Consider the following 24,070-nt stretch of genomic DNA (forward strand, 5'->3'; position numbering starts at 1 on the left):
AGGGGCCGGGCTGAGACTTGGCGGGCGAAGAGCGGGCTACGCGGCGAACTGGCCGGCGTAGGCGGCCGGGCAGCAGTCCCAGCCAGGTGGGGACTCCACAGCACCGCGCACCCCGGTCGCACGGGGTGCCGAGCATTGCTCGGGTGGTCTACCGGCTCGCCTGATCAATGGCGCGCAGCCGCGTGATCACCGTGTCCAGTCCGTCATGGATCGCGGCCAGCTGCGCGCCGGGCATGTCCCCGAAGAGCTCCACGGCCAGTTCGTCTCGCCCCGCGCGCAGGCCGGCGGTGAGGGTGCGGCCCCGTTCAGTGAGGGAGACCAACGTGGCACGCCGGTCGGTGGGGTGGGTGGCGCGGGCCACCAGACCGTCGGCCTCCAGGGCGTCCAGCAGTCCGGTGACGTTTCGCGGGGTGACGCCCAGTTGTCCGGCCAGCGCCCGCTGGGTCATCGCCCCGTCGTGGAACAGCGTCCACAGCAGCCCCGCCCGGGCACGGGTCAGGCCATGCTCGGCGACCCCACGCTCCATCATCGCGCCGAGCACCTCGGCGAGCTCGAAGAGCCGGTCCAGTGAGACGCTGGCGGAAGCGGCCCCTTCAGGCTTATCGTGAAGCGGCTTCACTATGTAGTACCTCCGCAAAACATCGTAGCCCTCAGGGCACCGCTGTCGAGGAGGACGGTGACCCGCCATGACCGCACAGACCGCCCCGCCGACCACGCGCCATCCGCTCTTCGCCCGCTTCTACGCCAAGGTCGCCGGCCCCGCCCTGGACAAGGCCGGCGTCGGCGAACACCGCACGAACCTGCTGTCCGGCCTGACCGGCGACGTCATCGAGATAGGCGCCGGCAACGGACTCAACTTCGCCCACTACCCACCGGGCGTGAAGCGGGTACTGGCCGTCGAACCGGAGCCGAACCTGCGCGTGCTTGCCCAGCACGCCGCCGACACAGCCCCGGTGCCCGTGGAGGTGGTCGACGGGATCGCCGAGCAACTGCCTGTCGCGGACGCTTCGTTCGACGCGGCCGTCGTCTGTCTGACCCTGTGCTCGGTGGCCAACCCTCACGCCGCACTCGCCGAACTCCACCGCACACTGCGGCCCGGCGGGCAGCTCCGCTTCTTCGAGCACGTACGCGCCGACTCACCCGCGATGCGCCGAGTGCAGCGCACCATGGACGCCACCGTCTGGCCCCTGCTGATGGGCGGCTGCCACACCGGCCGCGACACCCAAGCGGCCATCACGGCCGCCGGGTTCACCCTCACCTCGGTGGAGAAGTTCCCCTTCCCCGACACCCGCCTGCCCTCCCCGGCCGCCACCCACATCCTTGGCACCGCCCGGCGCACTCAGTCGGAAGGCACATCATGACCGCCCCCGAGCACGAGACCACGCCCGTGCCGCTGCCGGACACCGACCTGTCGGCCGCCCACGCCTCCGTCACCCTGCTGGAACGCCTGGCCGACAAGCTCGGCGGCCGTGCCTCGGTGACCGCCGTCTACGGCGAGCCCGTCACTGCCGACGGAGTCACCGTCATCCCGGTCGCCGAGGTCGGCTTCGGCTTCGGCGGCGGCGCCGGACGAGAGGTCAGTGCCACCAAGACCGGCGAAGGGGGAGGAGGCGGAGGAGGAGCCGGCGCCAGGCCGTTGGGCTACATCGAAATCCGCGACGGCACCGCCACCTACAAGCCCATCCGAGACCCCTGGCGCGATGTCGTCCTGCCACTCGCGGCTCTGATCATCGGCAGCGCCATGCCGAAACTCTTCCGCTCGCTACGCCGCCGACGCTGAGCACTTCCGCCGCCCAACTCCCTGCGGATGACGGAGCTGGAACGGGGAGCGGCGATCGGGAGCCTACGGAAGCGGCCCTCCTCGACAGGCCGCGCGGATGCCGGCGGCGCTGCCCCTTCGGACGTGATGTGCCAACCCCGCCCCGCCGTTCGGGGCGGGCCGCGTCCCATGTCACAGGTGTCGAAGGGGAACCGCGTTCAGGGCTACGGCTGCGCTTCGACGAGGTCGTCCACCACGACGACAACGACGCCCTGCGCCAGAGGCCGGCGCGCCCGGCGTGAGCGTGTCGCGCCGCCGGGAGGGTCAGGCGGTGCCCTCGGGCTCGAGGGCCGGGTCGGGGACCGCCATCGCCCAGGTGCCCATTGCGTTGAGGACGTCGCGCAGCCCTTCGCCGAGGGCGGTGAGCTCGTACTCGACGCGTGGGGGGATCTCCGCGCAGGTGGTGCGGGTGACGATGCCTGTTCTCCACCAGCGGCTTCCCGATCGATCCCGCCGTCGGCGGTGCCGCTGCGGACCTGGCTGCCGGCCTGGCCGACAGCGGCGTGTCCCACGCGGTGATCGCGCCCGAGCTGTACCTGGAGAACCTGCTCATGCCCTACGTCATCGAGTCGATCCGTGAACGCGGCGTGCTGCCCTACCCGATCCGGGCCGACTTCCCCGTCTCCTGGGCCTCCCACCTGGACATCGCCGACGCCGCCGTCGCCCTGTCCGACCGCCCGGACGTCACCGGTGTGGTCTCCGTCGGCCAGTACCCGGCGATCACCGGACCCGATCTGGCCGAGGCGTTCGGCGCCTGGCTCGGACGGGACGTGATCATCGAGCCGATCACCCCCGAGGAGTGCCGCACCTCGGTCGCCCGCTGATCGGGGAGGGTGCGGCCGCCGATGTCGCGGGGGCCTACCAGGCCATGGGCACGATGCGGGCCGCTCGATCACACCCGAGAACTCCGCACGGCAGCGGCTGGGCATCGCCTCCCGGACCACGAACCAGTGGCTGGCCGACATCGGCCTCTGACCGCCATGACTTGCCGGCTTCCACGACCAGTCCGGTCGCGCTGAAGCGGCCATGAGGATGTCCGATCCCGCGCATGGCCTCAGAATTGGCGTTATGGCCTGTTTGCTCCGGATCGGAGACACCCCATGAAGGACCTCAAGTTTGAGCAGAAGAGCTCGCTGTCACGCATTGAGGCGGCTGACCAGCTCGCGGCGCTCGCAGCCGCGCTGAGGGAAGGCGGAGACGCCGAACTGGAACTCGGCCCCGGGATGCTGAGTCTGCGGATTCCCGACGACCTTCGCAGTGAGATGGAGGTCGAGGTCGGTAACGGGGAGATCGAGCTGGAGATCGAGTTCAAGTGGCCGACCGCACCGACCGGGACAGCGCCCTCGCGGACGGCCGGGGGCACAGAGACGGCCACGACGCAGAAGAGCGTGCCCGCCAAGCCCGGTCGAAGCAGTACGGGCACCAACAGGAGCAGAAGCGCGAAGCGGTCCGCCGCAAAAACGCCCTGAGTCGTGCCCGGACCTCGGGCTGACGGCGAGTCGGCGGGCATCAGCCCCTGTCCTCTGCCGCACCGCCTGCCGCGAAGCTGCAGCGGGTGCGAGCACGGCCGCCACCTGGTGTTCAGGCGTACGGCTGGGCAGCCGGGTTTCGCACGCCGGGCGCCGCTCATGGCGTCCGGCGTGCGGTCCTGAGGCTTGTCACGGCCAGATGGACTTCAGCTGCCATGCCTGCATGTGGTCGAGGGTGGCGGTGCCGCCTTCGGCGAACGCGGCGACGCCGGTGCTGGAGGGGTCGGGGAAGATCTGGTCGGTGAGGGTGACCTGTTCGCCACGGCTGTTCTGGGCGTAGACCTCGACGGAGGAGGCGTCGACGAGGACGTGCAGGCTCAGCCGGCCGCCGTCGAGTGCGAGGGGAGCGCGCTGGACGCCGGAGAAGGTGGGGTCGAAGTCGGTCGCGCCGGAGGCGGTGCGGTCGATGTAGACCTCGCCGGTTGAGGTGTCGTAGCCGATGCGGGTGCGCTGCCCGCCGCCGGTACGGACGTCCAGGCCGAAGCGGTCGGCGGTGCCGGCGGTCAGGTCGGCCTGGAGTTCCTGGCTGCTGCCGTGCACCGCGAGCGGGGTGGTGGTGTTCGCGACGCGCGTGCTGGGCACCCGGGTGTCGGCCTCGCGCAGGCCGATCAGTTCGCGGACCGGCTGCTGGATCAGCTGGACCTTGCCGTTCACGGTCTGCAGGGAGAGCTGGCGGGGGAAGGAGTCGGCGCTGCGCCACGGGCTGGTGGGGATGGCCTGCCCGTAGTTCCAGTTGTTCATCCAGGCGATCATGACGCGGCGGCCGCCGGGTGCGTCGTTCCACGTGCTGGCGGCGTAGAAGTCCGCGCCGTAGTCGAGCCAGCGGGCCCGCTGGGTGGTGGTCAGGGCGGGCTTGTCGGCGGCGGTGAACTGGTCGGCGAGGACGTGGCCCCAGCCGCCGGAGTTGGCGTCCACGATCTGGATCCGGGCCTGCTTGCCCTTGTAGGCCATGGTGTTGAAGGAGGCCCAGTCGAGGTTCTCGGAGTCGGCGCCGGTGGCACTCTGGACGACCTTGCCGTCGACCAGCAGGTTGACGCCGGTCTCGATGGAGGGGGGCTTCGCCCGGGTGTCGGAGAGGACGACCTGGTCGAGGTTGAGGTGGCCCCAGCCGCCCGTGTTGTCGTCAACGACCTTGATCTGGGCCTGCTTGCCCTGCAGGTCGGACAGGTCCCAGGAGGCCCAGTTCAGGGCTTCGCCGTTGGGTCCGGTGGCGGAGCGCACCACCTTGCCGTCCACGATGAGTTCGACGGCGGTGGGGGCGTCGGAGCTCGCGGGGTGATAGCCGCCGCCGATGAGGAAGTTCAGGTACTTCTTGTCGATGGTGAACGTCGGGGAGGTCAGGGTGCCGGTGCCGGCGTCGCCGTTCAGGAAGCTGTTGACCAGGCCGTTGCCGAGGTAGCCGGTGACCTGCTGCTGGCCGGGGAGGGTGCCCTGGGCCGGTCCGGTGCCGAAGGCGTCGCCGGTGGTGGTCCAGTCGCCGATGGGGCTGGTGTACGTGCTGCCCTCGAAGTCGGCGAGGGTTTCACCGGTGGGTGCCGGCGCGTCGCCCAGGACGGCGTCGGGGTCGTACGGGTGGTTGCCGCCGCCGACCTTGAAGTTGATGTAGTCGCTGGTCACCGTGAACGCGGGCGAGGTGAGGGTGCCGGTGGAGGCGTCGCCGCCGTGGAAGCTGTTGGCGAAGGCCTTGCCCTCGAAGCCGGTGACCTGTGACTGCCAGTCCACCGCCCCGGTCGCGGGCGCGCTGCCGAACGCGTCACCCGTGGCCGTCCAGTCGCCGAACGAGCCGGACTCGAAATCCTGCATGAGGGTGCCGCTCGGCGGGGTGTACGTGCCGGTGTCGTCGGAGGTGAACTTCTTGCCGTTGAAGTCTCCGACGAAGTACTGGGCGCCGGAGCCGCCCGCGATGCCGCCGGGGTTGAGGTTGACGGCCAGCACCCACTTCCTCTTCTTCGGGTTGCCGTCGACCGGGAGCGGGAACAGGTCCGGGCACTCCCACACCCCGCCGGTGGCGCCGGCCGGGCCGAAGTCGCTCTGGTGGGTCCAGTGCTTGAGGTCGGCCGAGCTGTAGAAGGAGATCTTGTGCTGGTCGGCGAGGGCGACTGCCATCAGCCAGCGCTGCGTGGGGGCGTACCAGAAGACCTTGGGGTCGCGGAAGTTGTTCGAGCCGATGTCGAGCACCGGGTTGTCGTGGTACTTGGTCCAGGTGGTGCCGCCGTCGGTGCTGTAGGCAAGGGCCTGCTGCTGCTTGCCGGAGGCCTTCTGCGCGCTGGTGTAGATGGCGACGAGCGGCGGGTTCTTCCTGGTCCCGAAGCCGGTGGTGTTGTTCCTGTCCAGCACCACGCCGCCGGAGAAGATCATCTCCTGGTCGTCCTGGGGGATGGCCACCGGGAGCTGCTTCCAGTGCACCAGGTCGGTGCTGACCGCGTGGCCCCAGGACATGTTGCCCCAGCTGTTGCCGGACGGGTTGTGCTGGAAGAACAGGTGGTACTGGCCCTTGTAGTAGATGAGGCCGTTGGGGTCGTTCATCCAGTTCTGGGCCGGGGTGAAGTGGAACTGGGGGCGGTACTGCTCGTGGTAGAGCGTGTCGGCGGTGGCGGGGGAGGCGGCGACCAGGCCGAGCCCGGACAGAACGGCCAGTGCGGCCAGGAGTCTGCGGCGCGGACGAGTGGTTCTGGACATGGCGCTCCTTGCGGGCGTGTGGGCTTCGACTCAGCCGTAGGGGACTGACGCGTGGCGGGTGACAAATGACGAGTGACAAATGACGAGTGACGCTTGACGCGTGTCGAGTGCGGGCAGCGGCTCCGCCGTGGCCTCGTCCAAGGCCACGGGCGAGCCCGGCGTGTGGGGGCAGCACGGCACCGGCAGCTCCAGCCGGCGGCTGGAAACGTTTCGCCGAACGTAAGGGCACGACGTCACCGAAGTCCAGACCCTGTGCAGGAAAACTCCTGAATGCGAGGATCGAGACGGCTGCACGGGCCATCGACCGCAGCCATCGACCTCCGGGAGAAAACGTTGCCCAGCCAGCACAACGACACAGGTCGGCGACCTGCGACCATGCGCGACGTCGCGACCATGGCCGGGGTTGGGATCGCCACCGTCTCACGGGTCGTCAACGGCAAGCCCGTCACCCCTGACCTGGCGGAACGGGTGACGCGTGCCGCCGAACTGCTCGGCTACCGCCACGATCTGACGGCCAGCAGCCTGCGCCGGGCCGATCGCCGCACCAGCACCCTCGGCCTGGTCCTGGAGGACGCGGCCAACCCCTTCTCCGCCGCGCTGCACCGCGCGGTGGAGGACGCCGCCGCCGAGCACGGCCTGCTGCTCCTGGCCGGATCCACCGACGAGGACCCGGTCCGGGAACGCGGCCTGCTGAAGACCTTCACCGCCCGCCGGGTCGACGGCCTCATCGTGGTGCCCACCGGACAGAACGACAGCGACCTCGACGCGGCCCGCCGCGCCGGCACACCCGTCGTCTGCGTGGACCGCCGCACCACAGCGCCGCAGGTGGACACCGTGACGGTGGACAACCGGGCCGGCGTGCGGGCCGCGGTGAAAAGGCTGCACGAGGCAGGCCACCGGCGCATCGCCTTCCTCGGGGACCTCCGCTCGATCTGGACCGCCGAAGAGCGTTACGCCGGGTTCGTCGAGGGCCTCGCCGAAGCGGGATGCGTCCTGCACCCCTCTCTCGTGCGGCGCGGGCTGCACGGCGCAAGGGCCGCCCAGGAGGCCACCCGCGAACTCCTGGCACTCGCCCACGCGCCCACCGCACTCGTCTCCGGCCAGAACCTCCTGACCGTGGGGGCCCGCATGACCCTGCAGGAGCTTCGGCTGCAGCGCCGCGTGGCGCTGATCGGCTTCGACGACCTGTCCCTCGCCGACCTGCTCGAACCCGGCATCTCGGTGATCGCCCAGGATCACGCCGCGATCGGCCGGGAGGCCGCGAGCCTGCTGTTCGACCGACTCGACGGCGAGGCCGGCCCCGCCCGTCACCGCGTACTGCCCACCCGCTACCTCGCCCGCGGCTCCGGCGAACTCCCCGCTCCCGAGGACGGCTGACGACCTCCCCGTGAACGAGTTGTTTCCGGTGTGTTGACGGGGTGAGCCTCTCGGTGCTTCACTGCCGGAACCGGTACCGAAACCGGTTCCGGCACCGCTCCCGGTACCGGTTCCACCGATCTCTGTACGATCGGCCTTCGGTGCGGGAGAACGTCTTCCGCCTCTGCGTGGAGTGAGAGGAGGTGGCATGGGAGTCACCATCGCCGACGTGGCCGCACGGGCCGGCGTCAGCAAGACGACGGTCTCGCGAGTGCTGAACGGCAAAGGCGAGATCAACGAGAACACCGTCCTGAAGGTCCGCAAGGCGATCTCGGAGCTCGGCTATGTGCCGAGCGCCGGGGCGGTCGGACTCGCACGCGGCACGACACAGATGATCGGCATGCTGGTCCCTGATATGGCCTGGGCCTGGGCCGGCATCGTGCAGGCGGTCGTCGAAACGCTGGAGACCGAGGGCTTCGGGCTGCGCATGCTGACCTGGAACCGTGGTGAGGAGTCACTGCGCAGGCTGGGTCTGCAGGTCGCCGCCAAGTCGTTCGACGGTCTGCTGGTGATAGAGCCCGAGGGGGCCCTGGGGTACATCACCGAACTGCACGAAGCGGGGCTGCCGGTCGTGCTGATCGACGATCGCTTCCAGCGGCCGGGATTCCCCTACGTGGCCACCACCAACCGGGAGGGGGGTGCACAGGCCGCACGGCACCTGCTGGACATCGGGCGCCGTCGTCCTCTGGTGGTGACCGGTCCCGAGACCTTCGGCTGTACTCGGGAACGGCTGGGCGGCTTCGTCGACGTGTACGCGGAAGCCGGAATCGAGATCGATCAACGCAGCATCGTCTGCGGCGACTTCGACTTCGAGCGTTGCCGGAACGTGGTCGCGCGCGCTCTCGCGGACGGCCTGGAGTTCGACTCGGTCTTCGCACACAACGACCCCTCGGCGGCCGGCGTGCTCGCCGCCCTGCACGAGGCCGGTCTCTGGGTTCCGCAGGATGTCGCCGTGGTGGGGTTCGACGACGTCGAGATGGCGTCGTACACCTATCCGGCACTGACCACCATCCGCCAGCCCATGCGGGAGATGGGTGCGGCGGCGGCGCGTCTGCTGCTGGACCACGTGCGCGGATCGCCGGAGGCCGCCCCCTCGTGCGTCATCCCCACCAGCCTCGTGATCCGTGGCTCGACGTCACAGCCGGGCTCGAACTGACGCCACGTCATCGAGATGCTCACGGCGTGAGCGTCTCACCGAACCGTCCGTCTCCGCCGTCCTGCCCAGCCCCGCAGGCGGGGACGGACCCCATCCGGACATGGAACTGACCCACCCCGCTGTCGGGTAGGACGACAGGCTGTCCCGCTCTGCCTGAAGCCGCTTCCGCGCAGGCCCCGACCGGCGTGGTTGCCTGCTCCCCGGCTTGGCCACCCGCCACGCGGAACCGTGTGCACGCGTCACCGCCGAGGTGCCGTTTCCCTCGATCCCTTCCCGTTCCGGCACACCGAACGGTACGCCCGGCACACCCCGCCCGGCCGCTGCCCACTTGGCCGGACGCTCCAGCCGCGACCCGCGGCTGACCGTCGATGCCGCTGTCACCGCAAACGGACTTCACCTCGCGGGCCCGCCCGTCCGGGCGCCTGCCCGCTCCCGCTTTGGCCACCCCCCGCGCCTGTATCACTCAACGGCAAGGAGCCGCACAGTGCGTATCACAACTCGTCACACCGTCAGAACCGTCCAGATCATGTGTGTCACCGTCACGGCAGCCCTGATGGCCACCGGCTGCGGCCGGAGCGCCGACTCCGGGCCCGGCAAGGACGCCCCCGCGAAGATCGACAGCGGCAAGGCCACGGGCAAGGTCGTCATGTGGTCCATGGGCGACGCCGACAAGACACTCGAGAGCCTGGCCAAGAAGTTCGAGCAGGAGAACCCGGACGCGGACGTCCAGGTCACCGCGGTCCCGTGGGACGCCGCCCACGACAAGCTGACCACCGCGATCGCCGGCGGCAACACACCGGACATGTCCGTGATCGGCACCACCTGGATGGCGGAGATGGCCGCCATGAACGGCTTCCAGGCGGCACCGGCATCGTTCAAGTCCTCGGACTTCTACCCCGGCCAGTGGGACACCACCAAGTACAAGGACACCTCCTACGGCGTGCCGTTCATCGCCGACACCTCGGTGGTCTACTACCGGACCGACCTCACCACGAAGGCCGGCATCAAGGGCGCCCTGGCCGGTGACCGGGACGGATATCTGAAGGACCTCAAGGCCATCCAGGCCACCGCCGGCAAGCAGAACCCCAAGCTGCGCCATGCCACCGGGCTGGTGATGGGCTTCAACTCCTGGATCTTCTGGGTGCCGATGGTGTGGCAACAGGGCGGTGACATCTACGACGCCAAGACCGGGAAGTTCACCTTCGACTCGCCCGAGGTCGCCAAGGCGCTGGAGTACTACGCAAGCGTGCCGAAGCAGGGCCTGGCGCCGACCGACAGGTCGGACAACGTGCAGGGCTTCCGGGACGGGCTGATCGCCGTCTACCAGGAGGCCGCGTGGGCAGGCGGCAGCTTCCACAAGGACGCCCCGGAGCTGGACGGCAAGTGGAAGACCATGCCGGTGCCTTACAGCAAGCAGCCCGCCGGGTTCGCCGGTGGCAGCGACCTGGCGGTGTTCAAGGAGGCCAAGAACCCCGACGCCGCATGGAAGTTCGCCCAGTTCCTGACCGAGCCCGCCAACCTCGCGGCGTATGCCAAGGCCACCGGCAGCCTTCCCCCTTCGCCCCAGGCGTGGTCGGCGGCGAAGCTGAGCGAGGACGAGAACATGACGGCGTTCGCCGAGCAGCTCGAGGTCAGCAAGGCGCCGCCCGCCATCACGACCTGGCAGCAGATCGCCGACGTCATCGACTCCGAACTGGAGAAGCTGTCCCTCGGCAAGGCCACCGTCGCCGAGGTGCAGAAGACTCTGCAGTCCAAGGCCACCAGCATCGGCACCGGCCGCTGAGCGCTGCCGCGTGAGTACCCCTCGTACGGACGGATGACATCCATGTCCACGAAAACGCTCCCTGGGCGGGGCGACACCCACGAGCAGGGCACCGCAGGGCCGGAGCGGAGTGCCGATCGCCGGCACTCCGTGCGCCGGGGCACGGCGCGCCGCAGGCAGGCCCGGGCCGCCTGGATCCTCGCCGCCCCGTTCCTCGCGCTGTTCGCGGCCTTCATGCTGCTGCCGGTGGTGTGGTCGCTTCTGATGAGCCTGACCGACACTCAGAGCGCCGACCTGCGCACGCCCCTGAACGTGTCGTTCATCGGCCTCGACAACTACGTGCGGCTCTTCCAGGACGATCAGTTCTTCACGGCCCTGCGCAACACCGCTGTGTTCGTCCTGGTGGCCCTGCCCCTGACGCTGGCCGCCGGGCTCGCCGCGGCTGTCGCCCTCGACCGGGGCATCCGCCGCTTCCGGGCCGTCTTCCGGGTCGGCTTCTACCTCCCGGTGATCACCAGCATCGTGGCCGTCGCCGTGGTGTGGAAGACGCTCCTGGAACCGCGCGCGGGACTGGTGAATCTCGTCCTGGGCTGGTTCGGCATCGACGGCCCGGCCTGGCTGGCGGACACCCGTTTCGCGTTGCCCGTCATGATCGTGATGGCCGTGTGGCGCAACCTCGGCACCGTCATGATCATCATGCTGGCCGGGCTGCAGTCCGTGCCCCAGTCCCTGATGGAGGCGGCCGAACTCGACGGCGCCGGGGCGTGGCAGCGGTTCTGGCGGGTCACGTTCCCGCTCCTGCGTCCGGCCCTGCTGCTGACCGCCGTGACCACGGGCATCGGCTATCTGCAGTTCTTCGACGAGCCGTTCGTCATGACGGGTGGTGGGCCGCTGGACTCCACCCTGTCGGCCACGTTGTACGCCTACAACCAGTTCGGCAACGGCAATTACGACATGGCGTCGGCCGCCAGCTACGTCATCTTCGTCCTCATCGTGGCGCTGACCGTACTGCAGTTCCGGATGCTGCGAGACAAGGACTGATGCCCCATGAGCACCCTCTCCACGCTTCGGACGGCGCACCCCGGCACGGACCGTGCCCTCAGGCGCCGGCACATCCGGCGGACCTGGGGCCACCCCTGGCTGTTCGTACCGCTCGCCGGCGCCCTGCTGCTGATGATCGCGCCGTTCCTGTGGATGCTGTCCGGTTCCTTCAAACCCGAGGCCGACATCCGCAGAGTCCCGCCCGTCCTGATACCCACGGCGCCTACGACCGCCAACTACGGTGAGCTGTTCAGCACGCTCGACTTCACGAGCATGTTCGCCAACTCGGTGATCGTGGCCCTGGCCGTCACCGCCGGGAACCTGATCTTCTGCTCGATGCTCGGATACGCCCTGGCCAAGCTGGAGTTCCGCGGGCAGCGCGCCGTTTTCCTGCTGGTCATGGGGACGCTCATGATTCCCGGCCTGGTCACCTTCGTCCCCCTGTACGTCCTGGTGGCCAACATGCAGCTGACCGGCTCCCTCCTCGGGCTGATCCTGCCGTTCCTGGCCGGCCCCTTCGGGGTGTTCCTGATGCGGCAGTTCATCTCCACACTGCCCGACGAGCTGATCGACGCCGCCCGCGTCGACGGCTGCCGCGAACTGGCCATCTTCGGGAGGATCATTCTTCCGCTGACCAAACCGGCCCTCGCCACCCTCGGGATCATCACCTTCCTCGGCTCCTGGAACAACTTCCTGTGGCCCCTGGTCGTGGCCCAGAACGAGAGCCAGTACACCCTCCCCGTCGGCCTCGCCCTGGCCAGCAGCGGCCAGTCCTTCACCCGCTTCGGCATCCTGCTCGCCGGCGCCGTGGTCGTCCTGCTGCCGGTGATGATCGTCTTCCTCCTCTTCCAGCGCCAATTCGTCGCCGGCATCGCCACCACCGGCCTGAAGTGACACCCCCGCGCCCACCCCGCCGCCGTGTGCCGCTGCGGTCCGGCCCGGAGCGCAACGGGGCAGCGGGCACGCGAGCCCCGCCGTAGCAGGCGGCGGCGTCCCGGCGACGAAGCACCCGCCGTCGGCAACCAACTCTCTGACCTGACGACTGATTACTTGGAGACCACAGTGGGACAGCCGGTCCGCTCTGCCGTGTACCTGGACCCGGAAGCTTCCGTGGAAACGAGAACCGAGGACCTGCTGTCACGGATGACGCTGCCGGAGAAGGCCGGGCAGCTGCTGATGCTCGACGCACAACACGGGGACCTGGTGGACATCGTGTCGGCCAAGCTGGCCGGGTCGGTTCTGCATGTGTCTCCCGAACGGATGCCCGAGGCAATGGAAATGGCGCAGCGGACACGGCTCGGCATTCCGCTGCTGACAGCCGACGACTGCATCCACGGCCACTCGTTCTGGCCGGGCGCGACCATCTTCCCGACACAGCTGGCCATGGCCTGTACGTGGGATCCCGATCTGCTCCAGCGGGTCGCTCGTGCGGCCGCGACCGAAATCTCGACGACCGGAATCCACGGAACGTTCTCCCCGGTGCTGTGCATCACCCGGGACCTGCGCTGGGGCCGGATCAACGAGACGTTCGGCGAGGACCCGTACCTGATCGGTGAACTGGGAGCCGCGTTGGTGCGCGGCTACCAGGGCGAGGGCCTCGGCGACCCGACAGCCGTGCTGGCGTACGCCAAGCACTTCGCTGGCTACTCCGAGACCCTGGGCGGACGCGACGCCAGCGAAGCGGATCTCAGCCCCCGCAAGCTGCGCTCGTGGTTCCTGCCCCCGTTCGAGCGAGCGGCTCGGGCCGGCTGCCGCGCCTTCATGCTGGGCTACCAGTCGATCGACGGCGTGCCCATCACCGCGAACGAGTGGCTGATCAACGGTGTGCTCAAAGGCGAGTGGGGCTTCACCGGCACGCTGGTGACCGACTGGGACAACGTCGGCCGGATGGTCTACGACCAGCGGACCTGCGCCGACCACGTCGAGGCGGCGGCGGTCGCCGTCAACTCCGGGAACGACCTCATCATGGCCACGCCGGCGTTCTTCGAGGGCGCACAGGAGGCGGTCGCCCGCGGCCTGGTTGACGAGAAACAGATCGATGACGCCGTACGGCGGGTCCTGCGGCTGAAGTTCGAACTCGGGCTGTTCGAGGACCCCCGTATGCCCGACCCCGAGCGGCAGGCGCAGGTGATCGGCTGCCGCGCACACACCGACCTCAACCTGGAGACCGCTCGACGTTCCCTCGTGCTGCTGCGCAACGAGGGAATCCTGCCCCTCGAAGGCGGGCTGACCGCCGACGGAACCGGCCGCGCCGAAGGCCGGGGCACGCCTCGGACGATCGCGGTCATCGGCCCCAACGCCGACAGCCCCGAAGCCATGCTCGGCGACTGGGCGGGCGCCACCGGCCAGGTCCCGTGGATGCCCGAAGGACATCCCCGGGAGTCGGTGGAGACGGTGCTCGACGGCCTGCGCGCCGTCGCCCCCGCCGACTGGACCATCACGCACGCCCGCGGAGCCGACATCGAAAGCCCCGCCTACGACCCCGCCCAGTGGTCGACCGGGCCCGACGGCCAGCCGCTGCCGGCGGTCTTCGTCCCCGCCCCGTTCGACGAGGCACAACTTCAGGAGGCCACCGCCGCGGCACAGGCCGCCGACTACGCCGTCGTGGTCGTGGGGGACACCATCGCTCTCACCGGCGAGGTGCGCTCCACGGCCACCCTCGACCTCCAGGGAAGCCAGATCGCGCTGCTGGACGCGATCGCCGCCACCGGCACGCCCATGATCGTGGTACTGCTCCAGTCCAAACCGAGCACCCTCCCGGACTCGGCACTGAACGCGGCAGCACTCGTCGAGGCGTTCAACCCGGGTATGCGCGGTGGCCGCGCCATCGCCGAACTCCTCCTCGGACTCGTCGAACCCAGCGGCCGGCTCCCGGTCTCCTTCGCCCACCACGTCGGACAGCAGCCGGTCTTCTACAACCAGGTCCGAGGCCAGCACGGCGAACGCTACGCGGACCTCACCCAGGACCCCCTGTTCGCGTTCGGCGAGGGCCTCACCTACACCACCGTCACCTACTCCGACCTTGTCGTGCGGGACCCGGACGTCCCCGCCGACGGCACCGTCACCGCCACGGTACGACTCACCAACAGCGGAAGCCGTCCCGCCCTGGAAACGGTCCAGGCATACGTCAGCGACCTGACCACCAGCGTCACCTGGGCCGAGCAGGAGTTGAAGGCCTTCTCCCAGGTCACCGTCCCTCCCGGCGAAAGTCTGGACGTCACCATCAGCTTCCCTGCCTCGCACTGCTCACTGGTCACGGCCGACGGCCGCCGAGTGGTCGAACCCGGCGAGTTCGCGCTCCGTGTCGGGCCCAGCTCACGGCGGAGGCAGCAGCTCAGCGCGGGGTTCCGCATCCGGGCCTGAACCCCCCGCTTGGAGGCCTGCGGAGGCCACGCGAAGCCCGTACGAAGGCCGTACCAAGCCCGTACGAAGCCCGTACGAAGGCCGTATCAAGCCCGTACGAAGGCCACCGGAGGCCGCTTGAAGACCCCCGCCCAGCCGACCCTGACACGGCTGGGCGGGCCCCCTCTGAAACACCGAAAGGCACGCGTGTGTCCACCCCACCCCGCGATCCGCACTTTCCGGTCGCGCACCTGCGCCCGCCCCGCAACTGGCTCAACGACCCGAACGGGCTGACTTTCCACGACGGCCACTACCACGTCTCCTACCAGTACAACCCGTACGGAGCGACCCACGCGAACCTGAACTGGGGCCACTTCCGCAGCCCCGACCTGCTGAGCTGGGAGCCGCTGCCGATCGCCCTGGCCCCGACCCCCGGTGGCGTGGACGCCGACGGCTGCTTCTCCGGCAACGCCGTCTCCGACGGCGACCGGCTGGTCGCCTTCTACTCCGCACACCGCGAGGACCGCTCGTTCCAGCACCAGCCGGTCACCTGCGCCGTCTCCCACGACGGCGGCCGCACCTTCCATCCGCGCGGGGATCTGGTCATCCCCGAGTGGCCCGAGGGCTGCACCATGTACCGCGACCCGTACGTCTGGCAGGACGGCGACGGCTGGCGGATGCTGGTCGGCGCCGCCCTCGCGGACGGCCGCGCCGCCGCCCTCCTGTACGACTCGCCCGACCTGGAGAACTGGACCTACCGAGGGCCCTTCACAACCCGCCACCCGCAGCCCATCGGTGGCACCGAGCAACTCAGCGGCGAGGGCTGGGAATGCCCCCAGTACCTCCCCGCGGCCGGCGGGCGCGGCGCCCTCATTTTCGGCGCATGGACCGAACCCACCGGCCCCATGAGCGTCGCAGCCCTGATCGGCGAAGAGCACGACGGCCACTTCAAGGCCGGCCCACCGGTGTGGGTGGACCACGGTCCCGACTGCTACGCACCCGCCCTGCTGCGTGCACCCGCCGGCCGGTGGCTGCTGTGGGGCTGGTCATGGGAAGCCCGCGACGAAGCCTGGGCCGTCGCGGACGGATGGGCCGGCGTCCTCACCCTGCCCCGCGAGATCCATGTCGACGACGACGGCACGCTGCGCCAGCAGCCCGCGGCCGAACTGCTCGCCCTGCGCGGCGAGTACACCGTGCATGCCGAGGGTGCGACCCATGGCCCGGAGCCGGTGGAACTGGGCAGCGTGGGACGCGCCTTCGACCTGACAGCTCGTCTGGAGCCGACCGGAAACGCCGGCCTGCGGCTGCTCACCACCCCGGACGGATCCGAGTACCTCGACATCCGCCTCGATCCGGACGCGGGCGAACTGGTCGTCGACCGCTATCACGCCTCACTGGACACCCGTGCCCGCGGCGGCTCCTACCGGATGCCCTGCCCCGCCGGCCGGCCCGTCGACCTGCGCGTGGTCGTCGACCACTCCATCGCCGAGGTCTTCCTGCCCTCCACCGGCCAGGTCCTCACACTGCGCTTCTACCCGACAGGGCAGGGCGCGTGGCGACTTCAGGCCCGCACCGCACCGGGCACGCGCCTGCGCTACGCGGTCGACGCGTGGGAGCTGCACCCGCTCGTGATCAAGGTGCCGACCGCCGGCGCCACAGAGCAGTACTGAACAAACAGGTCTGAAGGAGGATGCTCAATGAGCTCGTACGGTTTTGGACGACGTCAGTTCCTCACCGCCGCCATCGGCGTCGCCGCCGCCTGGACCCAGGTTTCCGGCAACGCTGCGGCCGCCACCTCGTCACGCAATTCCGTGCAGGTCTGGCTTACCGACATATCGGCCAAGAAATGGCTCGTCGGCCAGAGCGATCTGCTGTTCCGGACGAAGGAAACGGACAACCCGCTCACCATCAAGATCGACGGCAGCGTCAAGTACCAGAAGGTCCAGGGCTTCGGGGCGGCCATGACCGACTCTTCCGCCTGGCTCATCAACAAGCTGTCCACCGCTGATCGAACGAAGCTGATGCAGAAGCTGTACGACCCCTCGAAGGGCATCGGCCTCAGCCTGATCCGCTCTCCCATGGGCGCCACGGACTTCAACGCGTCCGGAAACTACTCCTACGACGACATGCCCTCGGGAAAGACGGACCCGACGCTGTCCAACTTCTCCGTCAAGCATGACGAGACGTACATCATTCCGGCGTTGCGACAGGCGCTCTCACTCAACCCGTCCCTCAAGATCATGGCCAACCCATGGAGCCCGCCAGGTTGGATGAAGACCTCGGACTCCATGATAGGCGGCACGCTCAAGAGCGAGTACACCTCCGCACTGGCCGACTACTTCGTGAAGTTCGTCATGGCCTACGAAAAGGCCGGCGTGCCCATCTCCTACATCTCGCCGCAGAACGAGCCCATGGGCACTCCCAGTTGGCCCGGCATGTTCCTGTCCGCCTACCAGGAATCCCAGTTGATTCAGGAGATCGGCCAGGCGTTTGCGGCCAACCGAATCTCCACGAAGATTCTGGCCTGGGACCACAACTGGGATGTGCCCTCCTATCCCGAGACGATCTTCAGTGATCCCGCCGCCTCCCAGTACACGGCCGGCACTGGATGGCACATCTACAGCGGCAACCCGACTTACCAGTCTCTGGTCCACAACGACTATCCGAGCAAGGAAACCTACATCACCGAGGCCAGCGGCGGTGTTTGGCAGGGCAACGACCAGACAGCGTTCCATGACGCACTCGGCACCTGGATCATCAAGGGCGTGCGCAACTGGGCGAACGGGGTGATGCTGTGGAACACCGCACTCGACCAGGACAGAGGTCCACTCAACAGCGACACCAATGGCATACCCATGTGCCGGGGACTGGTCACGATCAATCCGGCCAGCGGACAAGTGTCCTACAACGTGGACTACTACGCACTCGCTCACGCCAGCAGGTTTGTGAAGCCTGGAGCGCACCGCATCTACTCGAACACCCTCGGGGAAGGAAGCATAGAGAACGTCGCGTTCCAGAACCCGGACGGATCGAAGGTCCTGATCGCGTACAACTCGGGGAGCGCCGCCAAGACCTTCAGCGTTGCGGACGGATCGCAGTCCTTCGACTACACCTTGAACGCCGGCGACGCCGTCACGTTCACGTATTCGGGACCCAGGGGGAGCGGCGGTACCCCCGCGGCGACCAATGTCCCGGATCCGACCCATGACTTCACGTTCACGTCGCCGTCCGGTCCGATCACGGTCACGTACGACCCGGCACTGCTCCCTCACCAGAATGCCGTCCGTACCGGAAACAAGCTGCTCACGTACTCCCTTCCGATGGGAGCCTCCGTCCGGACGCCCGGAACGGCACTGAGCCGTAGTCGGTGGACCGCCACCGCATCGGCGAGTCCTGACTGGGGCGCCGCCGCGAACGCGATCGACGGCGACATCAACACACGGTGGAATCTCGGGCACGGGACGACGAGCGGCGACTGGTTCCAGATCGACCTCGGGAGTGCAACGAGCTTCAACAAGATCGTCTTCGCCACCGGCGAAAGCAACTCCTTCGACTACGTCACCAAATACCAGATATACGTCTCGGACGACGGGGTCGACTGGGGCAGCGCGATCGCACACGGCAGCGGGAACATAGGAAGGATATCCGTCACGTTGCCGACCCGGACGGCACGGTACATTCGCATCGTCAGTGCCGCGGCTTCCGGTTTCTGGTGGAGCATCGGCGAAATCAACGTATACGGGGCTTCGATGGGGACCGGTTCGGGTTCGATCGCAGCTCCGGCAGCGGTGCCCAAGGGCCTCCAGTTGAAGACCTGGACCAGCTCGGAAGGGTCGGAGGTCACCGTAGTATTCAATGGGACCGCCACCAGTAAGAGTTTCCCGGTGTCCGCCGACGGCTCGTACGCCTATACGCTCCCGAGCGGGACTTCGGCGATGTTCACCACCCAGAAGCTGTCGAGCCTCCCCGCACCGGTCTTCAGCAGTCTGGAGCCGAAGCAAGGCATACCGCGCTCCAGGTTCACGATCAGCGGATCCGGTTTCGGTGACACGCAGGGACTGGGCACGGTTCGTTTCGGATCGGTTTATGCCGCAATAGTCGGCTGGTCGGACGCGAGCATCAGTGCCTACGTTCCGAGCGGCCTTTCGGTGGGGACGTACAAGGTCTCGGTGAACGGAGCCAGTGGAGCGGACGCAGGTGGATCCTCGTTCGACGTCATAGATCTGGGTCCTGCGCTGCCGCGGACGGGTTGGACCGCAAAGGCTTCGGACACAAGCCCGTACAACGATGGGCCCGGCAACATGCTGGACGGTAATTCCGACACTCGGTACAGCTCCGGAACAGGCCAGTACGATGGCCTTTGGATCCAAGTGGACATGGGGCAGCCGCAGACGTTCGGCAAGATTTTGCTGGATTCCGGCAGCAATATCGGCGACTATGCGCGAAGCGCGGACGTGTACGTGTCCACGGACGGAACCGACTGGACCATGGTTTCTTCCATAACCGACGGCCAACGAGTCGAACTCGTATCCTTCCCGACGCAGACGGCTCGCTACATCAAGGTCGTCAACACCGCCGATGTAGCGAGCAACTGGTGGTCAATCGCAGAATTGACCGTCTACAGCTGACCTCGGGATTGCCCCGAGGTGGAGAAAGCGCCTCCGGCCAGCGAGACAGGGATTCCTGATCCCTTGTTCTCGCAGCGGCCGGAGGCCTTTTCCGTAAGTCGGCTTGGATCGGGCCTCGTTGGCGTAGTCGTCCGGGCGTTGGTTTCGAAATCCCGGTCGCATGGAGGAGGGTGAGCCCCGCCTCCTCGGCGGCGGCCACGAGGAGGTGTTCTGCCACTCCGTCGTGCTACCTGCCCGGAGCGCGCGCAGCGCAGCACCTGTCATCCATATAGCAGACAGGATCAGCAAGCTCAGAAACCTCAGTACTAGTCTGATGTCCCTGAACTGCTTTCGAAGCACGGCACATGGGAAAGGTGACCGGTGATGTCCCTGAGCCCCGGAGGTTCGGGTTCCATAGGCGGCTACGAGCTGATCGACCGGCTGGGCAGTGGCGGCATGGGCGTCGTCTACCTGGGACGGTCGGCCTCGGGACGGCAGGTCGCGGTCAAGGTCGTGCACGCGCAGTACGCGCAGGACCAGGAGTTCCGGACGCGCTTCAAGCAGGAGGTCGCGGCGGCCCGCCGGGTGAGCGGGGCATTCACGGCCCCGGTGGTGGACGCCGATCCGGACGCCGAACAGCCGTGGATGGCGACGCTGTATGTGCCGGGCCGCACACTGTCGGACATCGTTGCCGAGGACGGCCCGCTGCGCGGACCCGAGTTGCGCGTGCTCGCGCTGGGCCTTGTCGAGGCGCTGCGGGACATTCACCGGGCGGGTGTGGTGCACCGTGATCTGAAGCCGAGCAACGTCCTGATGGCCGAGGACGGACCCCGCGTCATCGACTTCGGCGTCTCGCACGCCGTCGACAACCAGGCGCTCACCGTGACCGGGCGATTGATCGGCACCCCGCCCTTCATGTCGCCGGAGCAGTTCGCCGCGCCGCGGGAGGTCACCGCGGCCTCCGACGTTTTCTCGCTGGGGTCGTTGCTGGTGTACGCGGCCACCGGCAACCGCCCCTTCGACGCCGACAGTCCGTATATGACGGGCTATCAGGTGATGTACGAGGCACCGGCCCTGGACGGAGTCGCCGAACCGCTCCGGAGCATTGCCGAACGCTGCCTGGCCAAGGACCCGGCCTCCCGGCCCGAACTCGCCGAACTGCACCGTATGCTCCGGGCGCTGCCGGATTCCGTCGCGCCGGTCGCTCCGGGAGTGACCGGCACGGCCGGCCGCCAGGTTTCCTTTCGCGCGCCGCGTTCCACCAAGCCCGGCCACCGCAGAGGGGAAGGGGCGAACGGACAGGAGCCGAACCGGTCACGGACGTCGAGGCGGCGCATCCTCATCAGTCTCGCCGCGACTCTGGCCGTCGCCGGGCTCAGCGTCACGGCAGTGAAAATGGGGTCGCACCAGGACAGCGCTTCCCAGTCGCCCACCGCTTCCGCTTCTGCGTCCGTTTCCTCGTCCTCGTCCTCGTCGGCACCCGCGTCCGCGCCGGCCCCTGCGGCCGCTTCCGCTTCCTCGTCCACCGCCGAGGTGACGTTGCCGCCGAAACACGTGCGGTGGGACTACCAGATCGGCGGCGCGTACACCCCGCCGGCCGGTGTGCAGGTGGTCAGTCGCAGCTACGAGGACGCGCCCGCGCCGGGTGTGTACAACATCTGCAATCTCAACGCCTTCCAGGCACAGGAGGACGCGGAGGGCGACTGGGACTCCGACCTGCTGCTGCGCGACGCCAACGGGGATGTCGTCTACGACAGGGACTGGAACGAGGCGGTCCTGGACATCAGCACGGACGCCAAGCGGCAGCGCATCGCCGCCCAGGTGAACAGCTGGATCGACGAGTGCGCGGCCAAGGGGTACAAGGCCGTCGAGCCCGACAACTACGACACCTTCACCCGCTTCCCGGCGTACCTGGACGCCGACCAGGCCAAGGCGTTCATGAAGCTGCTCTCGGCGCACGCCCACAAGAAAGGCCTGGCCATCGCCCAGAAGAACACCCTTGAGCTCATGCCCTACCGTGCGTCCGTGGGCCTGGACTTCGCCGTGGTGGAGGAGTGCGGCCAGTGGGACGAGTGCGGCGAGTTCGCCGAGGCGTTCGACGACAACGTGCTCGTGGTCGAGTACACGGCGAAGGGCCTGTCGAAAGCCTGCTCCGGCTTTAGCAGCACGCTGAGCATTGTCCGCCGTGACCAGGCGCTCGTGCCCAAGGGGACGAGCGGCTACTTCCGCCAGACCTGCTGACGCCAAGCGGCTCAGGTGTGAATCACGGCGGTCATGGACGTCGACGTGTGCACGGTGAGCTGCTCCTGGACGACGCGGGAGCGGCGATGGACGCCGTCCGGCACGGGGCACCAGGCGTAGGTGGCATTCAGCGCCGCCACGCGACGATTTGCCTGGTGTGATCTGAAACATACGTGATCTGCGCCATACGCACTCATAGTCCGTTATGGGTAGCTTGAGGCTCTTGCCCCGCACACGGCGTCGCGGCATCGCGTGCACCGCCTACCGATCCCCGCCCCGGAGACCCATGCGCCCCCGAATAGCCTCCGTACCGCCCCTCGCCCTGACGGGCGGCGCGCTGACCGTCGGCCTCGGCGGTCTGTACCTGGCCGGGCTGCTCGTCACGGGCGGTGAGATCGAAGCGGGTACGACGGTGCGCGGGGTGGACATCGGGGGCCTCAGCCGTACGGAGGCCATCCGCAAGCTGGACGGCCACCTGGCTGCGGCCGGCTCGCGGGATCTGGCCGTGAAGGTCGGTGACCGCGGCGGGACCGTCGACCCGCGGCAGGCCGGACTCACCTTCGATGCCGAGCAGACCGTCGACAGGGCGGCGCGCACAGGCTCCGATCCGTTCAGCGTGATCGGCGGGTTCTTCCACTCAGGGGGTGACATCGAGCCGGTCGTACGCCTCGACGAGGGCAAGGCCCGCACCGCTCTCGGGAAGCTGGCGAAGTCGCTCGACCAGAAGGTCCGCGACGGGGCCGTCACCTTCGAGGACGGCCAGGTCGAGCAGGTCGCTCCACACAGTGGTTACGCCCTGGACGTGGACGCCGCGATCGACACCCTGCGGACCTCCTTCCTGCGTGGCGCGGCGCACACGGTCACGGCCCTGCCCGCCCGCGAGACCGAGCCGAGGGTGGGGGCGCAGGAGGTACGGCGGGCGGTGCGCGACTTCGCTCGGCCGGCCATGTCGGCGCCCGTCACGCTCACCGCGGACGGCAGGCGGTTCACGGTCGGCCAGGCCGTTGTGGGCGAGTACCTGACCATGCGGCCGGACGGCTCCGGCAGGCTGATACCGAAGCTGGACGGCAGGGGCCTGCGCTCCGCCCCCGCGGTGGCACGCCCGCTGGCCGGCGTCACCACCACGGCCAAGAACGCCGTGCTGCGGCTGGACGGCGACCGGGTCGTGGTGACCGACGACGCCCGGACCGGCGTACAGATCACCGACAAGGCGCTGAGCAAGGCCGTGCTGCCGCTGCTCACCGAAGCGGGCGCCGCCCGTGCCGGGGACGTGGCCGTACGACGGATCCAGCCGGAGGTGACCCGCGAGAACGCGGCGCGGCTCGGGCTGACCGAGAAGATGTCCTCCTTCACCGTCAACTTCGAACCGGCCGCGTACCGCACGAAGAACATCGGGCGGGCCGCGCAACTCATCAACGGTTCCGTCGTCATGCCCGACGAGACCTGGAGCTTCAACCGGACCGTGGGCGAGCGCACCGAGGCCAACGGCTTCGTCGAGGGCATCATGATCCGCGACGACCAGTTCACCAAAGCGTCCGGCGGTGGCGTCTCCTCCGTGGCCACGACCGTGTTCAACGCGATGTTCTTCGCCGGGGTCAAGCCCGTGGAGCACGGCGCCCACTCCTTCTACATCGAGCGTTACCCGGAGGGCCGTGAGGCGACGGTCGCCTGGGGCAGCCTCGATCTGAGGTTCACCAACGACTCCGGCCACGCCATGTACATCCAGGCCGAGTCCACCGACACCTCGGTGACCGTCAGCTTCATCGGCACCAAGAAGTACGACGAGATCAAGTCGGTCAAGGGGCCCCGGACCAACGTGAAGCCGCCCGAGCAGAAGGTGAGCGCCGACGAGAAATGTGTGCCGCAGACCCCGCTCGAAGGCTTCGACGTCACCGTCGAGCGGGTCTTCCACGACGACGGCAGGGAAGTGAAGCGGGAGCCGTTCCGCACCCACTACACCCCGCGTGACGAGATCACCTGCGAGGTTCTTCAGCCGTCCGAGAGCGGCCCGCCTGACGCCAGGTAGGCCGTGCCGGGCGCTTCCCCGACCCCGATGCGGGCACCTGGCCCCTTGACCGAAGCGGGGCGGCAGCCTGCAGTTCGCCGTCGCCCCGCAGCCGTATCTGCAGGGCTACTTGGCCGTCGAAGAGGTGCGCCGCACCCGATGAGCCTGTTGCCGTGGTGGTCCGCCGCGCCCGTGGTGGCCGCGGCGGACGGCCGGTCAGGAGGCGAACGGTGTGGATCCGTCGGCCGTGGCGATGCGCCACAGATGGTCGGCGGTGCCGTTGTCGTCCCACTGCAGGGCCTGGGCCCCGGATGCGGTGGACATGTTCTGGATGCCGAGCGCCATGCCGCTGTTCTTGTTGATGATCTTGCAGTGACCGCCGCCCCCCGCGGCCGTGACCGGCCGAGCTGTTCGTGCCGACCGCACGGGAGGCGGCGAGTGAACTCGTAAGATCAACACCGGGTTTGCGACGA

General features: G+C 68.6%; 18 protein-coding genes and 1 pseudogene. 14 read left to right on the top strand and 5 right to left on the bottom strand.

Features of this window, described 5'->3' with window-relative positions; translation table 11 throughout:
• Positions 1 to 148: 148 nt before the first annotated feature.
• Entirely contained in the window at positions 149 to 619 is a 471-nt protein-coding gene (locus ABZO29_RS30165; protein ID WP_367323311.1) for a MarR family winged helix-turn-helix transcriptional regulator, read from the bottom strand.
• Between the two features lie 67 nt (positions 620 to 686).
• Between ABZO29_RS30165 and ABZO29_RS30170 the strand changes: the two genes are divergently transcribed.
• Positions 687 to 1,361 carry a class I SAM-dependent methyltransferase gene (locus ABZO29_RS30170; RefSeq protein WP_367323312.1) on the top strand — a complete coding sequence of 225 codons (675 nt, stop codon included), beginning with the start codon at positions 687 to 689 and terminating at the stop codon, positions 1,359 to 1,361.
• The gene (locus ABZO29_RS30175) at positions 1,358 to 1,780 is read left to right on the top strand and encodes a spore germination protein GerW family protein (protein WP_367323313.1); all 423 of its coding nucleotides are present in this window, start codon (positions 1,358 to 1,360) and stop codon (positions 1,778 to 1,780) included. The genes ABZO29_RS30170 and ABZO29_RS30175 overlap by 4 nt, the downstream gene beginning before the upstream one ends.
• A 303-nt stretch (positions 1,781 to 2,083) precedes the next feature.
• On the opposite strand, the pseudogene ABZO29_RS30180 reads toward ABZO29_RS30175, so the two are convergent.
• Positions 2,084 to 2,245, bottom strand: a pseudogene (locus ABZO29_RS30180) (winged helix-turn-helix transcriptional regulator); the annotation flags it as partial.
• Positions 2,246 to 2,322: 77 nt separating this feature from the next.
• On the opposite strand from ABZO29_RS30180, the gene ABZO29_RS30185 reads away from it, so the two are divergent.
• Both ABZO29_RS30185 and ABZO29_RS30190 read left to right on the top strand, forming a co-directional pair.
• Positions 2,323 to 2,643, top strand: a complete 321-nt coding sequence (locus ABZO29_RS30185; RefSeq protein WP_367323314.1) for a hypothetical protein — start codon at positions 2,323 to 2,325, stop codon at positions 2,641 to 2,643.
• 276 nt (positions 2,644 to 2,919) lie between these two features.
• Positions 2,920 to 3,288: an amphi-Trp domain-containing protein gene (locus ABZO29_RS30190; RefSeq protein ID WP_367323315.1), complete on the top strand. Its 369-nt coding sequence runs from the start codon at positions 2,920 to 2,922 to the stop codon at positions 3,286 to 3,288.
• Between the two features lie 189 nt (positions 3,289 to 3,477).
• Here the strand turns inward: ABZO29_RS30190 and ABZO29_RS30195 are convergent, their stop codons facing one another.
• The gene (locus ABZO29_RS30195) at positions 3,478 to 6,027 is read right to left on the bottom strand and encodes a GH32 C-terminal domain-containing protein (protein ID WP_367323316.1); all 2,550 of its coding nucleotides are present in this window, start codon (positions 6,025 to 6,027) and stop codon (positions 3,478 to 3,480) included.
• A 375-nt stretch (positions 6,028 to 6,402) separates the two neighbouring features.
• Here ABZO29_RS30195 and ABZO29_RS30200 point away from each other — a divergent pair, with 375 nt between their 5' ends.
• From ABZO29_RS30200 to ABZO29_RS30240, 9 genes are all read left to right on the top strand, one after another.
• Entirely contained in the window at positions 6,403 to 7,404 is a 1,002-nt protein-coding gene (locus ABZO29_RS30200) for a LacI family DNA-binding transcriptional regulator (RefSeq protein ID WP_367323317.1), read from the top strand.
• 187 nt (positions 7,405 to 7,591) lie between these two features.
• Complete coding sequence (locus ABZO29_RS30205; protein WP_367323318.1) at positions 7,592 to 8,599, top strand: LacI family DNA-binding transcriptional regulator; 1,008 nt, start codon at positions 7,592 to 7,594, stop codon at positions 8,597 to 8,599.
• Positions 8,600 to 9,125: 526 nt separating this feature from the next.
• Positions 9,126 to 10,382, top strand: a complete 1,257-nt coding sequence (locus ABZO29_RS30210; RefSeq protein ID WP_367323319.1) for an extracellular solute-binding protein — start codon at positions 9,126 to 9,128, stop codon at positions 10,380 to 10,382.
• A gap of 42 nt (positions 10,383 to 10,424) precedes the next feature.
• Positions 10,425 to 11,402 carry a carbohydrate ABC transporter permease gene (locus tag ABZO29_RS30215; RefSeq protein ID WP_367323320.1) on the top strand — a complete coding sequence of 326 codons (978 nt, stop codon included), beginning with the start codon at positions 10,425 to 10,427 and terminating at the stop codon, positions 11,400 to 11,402.
• A gap of 6 nt (positions 11,403 to 11,408) precedes the next feature.
• Positions 11,409 to 12,296: a carbohydrate ABC transporter permease gene (locus ABZO29_RS30220; protein WP_367323321.1), complete on the top strand. Its 888-nt coding sequence runs from the start codon at positions 11,409 to 11,411 to the stop codon at positions 12,294 to 12,296.
• Between the two features lie 249 nt (positions 12,297 to 12,545).
• Positions 12,546 to 14,765, top strand: a complete 2,220-nt coding sequence (locus ABZO29_RS30225; RefSeq protein ID WP_367326292.1) for a glycoside hydrolase family 3 N-terminal domain-containing protein — start codon at positions 12,546 to 12,548, stop codon at positions 14,763 to 14,765.
• Positions 14,766 to 14,953: 188 nt separating this feature from the next.
• The gene (locus tag ABZO29_RS30230; protein WP_367323322.1) at positions 14,954 to 16,414 is read left to right on the top strand and encodes a glycoside hydrolase family 32 protein; all 1,461 of its coding nucleotides are present in this window, start codon (positions 14,954 to 14,956) and stop codon (positions 16,412 to 16,414) included.
• 27 nt (positions 16,415 to 16,441) lie between these two features.
• Positions 16,442 to 19,372 carry a discoidin domain-containing protein gene (locus ABZO29_RS30235; RefSeq protein WP_367323323.1) on the top strand — a complete coding sequence of 977 codons (2,931 nt, stop codon included), beginning with the start codon at positions 16,442 to 16,444 and terminating at the stop codon, positions 19,370 to 19,372.
• A 363-nt stretch (positions 19,373 to 19,735) separates the two neighbouring features.
• Positions 19,736 to 21,592 (top strand): endo alpha-1,4 polygalactosaminidase, encoded by a 1,857-nt coding sequence (locus tag ABZO29_RS30240; RefSeq protein WP_367323324.1) that lies wholly within the window; start codon positions 19,736 to 19,738, stop codon positions 21,590 to 21,592.
• Between the two features lie 11 nt (positions 21,593 to 21,603).
• Here ABZO29_RS30240 and ABZO29_RS30245 read toward each other — a convergent pair whose 3' ends face one another.
• Positions 21,604 to 21,732: a hypothetical protein gene (locus ABZO29_RS30245; protein WP_367323325.1), complete on the bottom strand. Its 129-nt coding sequence runs from the start codon at positions 21,730 to 21,732 to the stop codon at positions 21,604 to 21,606.
• Positions 21,733 to 21,878: 146 nt separating this feature from the next.
• Here ABZO29_RS30245 and ABZO29_RS30250 point away from each other — a divergent pair, with 146 nt between their 5' ends.
• Positions 21,879 to 23,618, top strand: a complete 1,740-nt coding sequence (locus tag ABZO29_RS30250) for a VanW family protein (protein WP_367323326.1) — start codon at positions 21,879 to 21,881, stop codon at positions 23,616 to 23,618.
• A gap of 195 nt (positions 23,619 to 23,813) precedes the next feature.
• Here the strand turns inward: ABZO29_RS30250 and ABZO29_RS30255 are convergent, their stop codons facing one another.
• Positions 23,814 to 24,023, bottom strand: a complete 210-nt coding sequence (locus ABZO29_RS30255; RefSeq protein ID WP_367323327.1) for an RICIN domain-containing protein — start codon at positions 24,021 to 24,023, stop codon at positions 23,814 to 23,816.
• Positions 24,024 to 24,070: the final 47 nt, after the last annotated feature.

Source organism: Streptomyces sp. HUAS ZL42 (assembly GCF_040782645.1).
Taxonomy (GTDB): Bacteria; Actinomycetota; Actinomycetes; order Streptomycetales; family Streptomycetaceae; genus Streptomyces.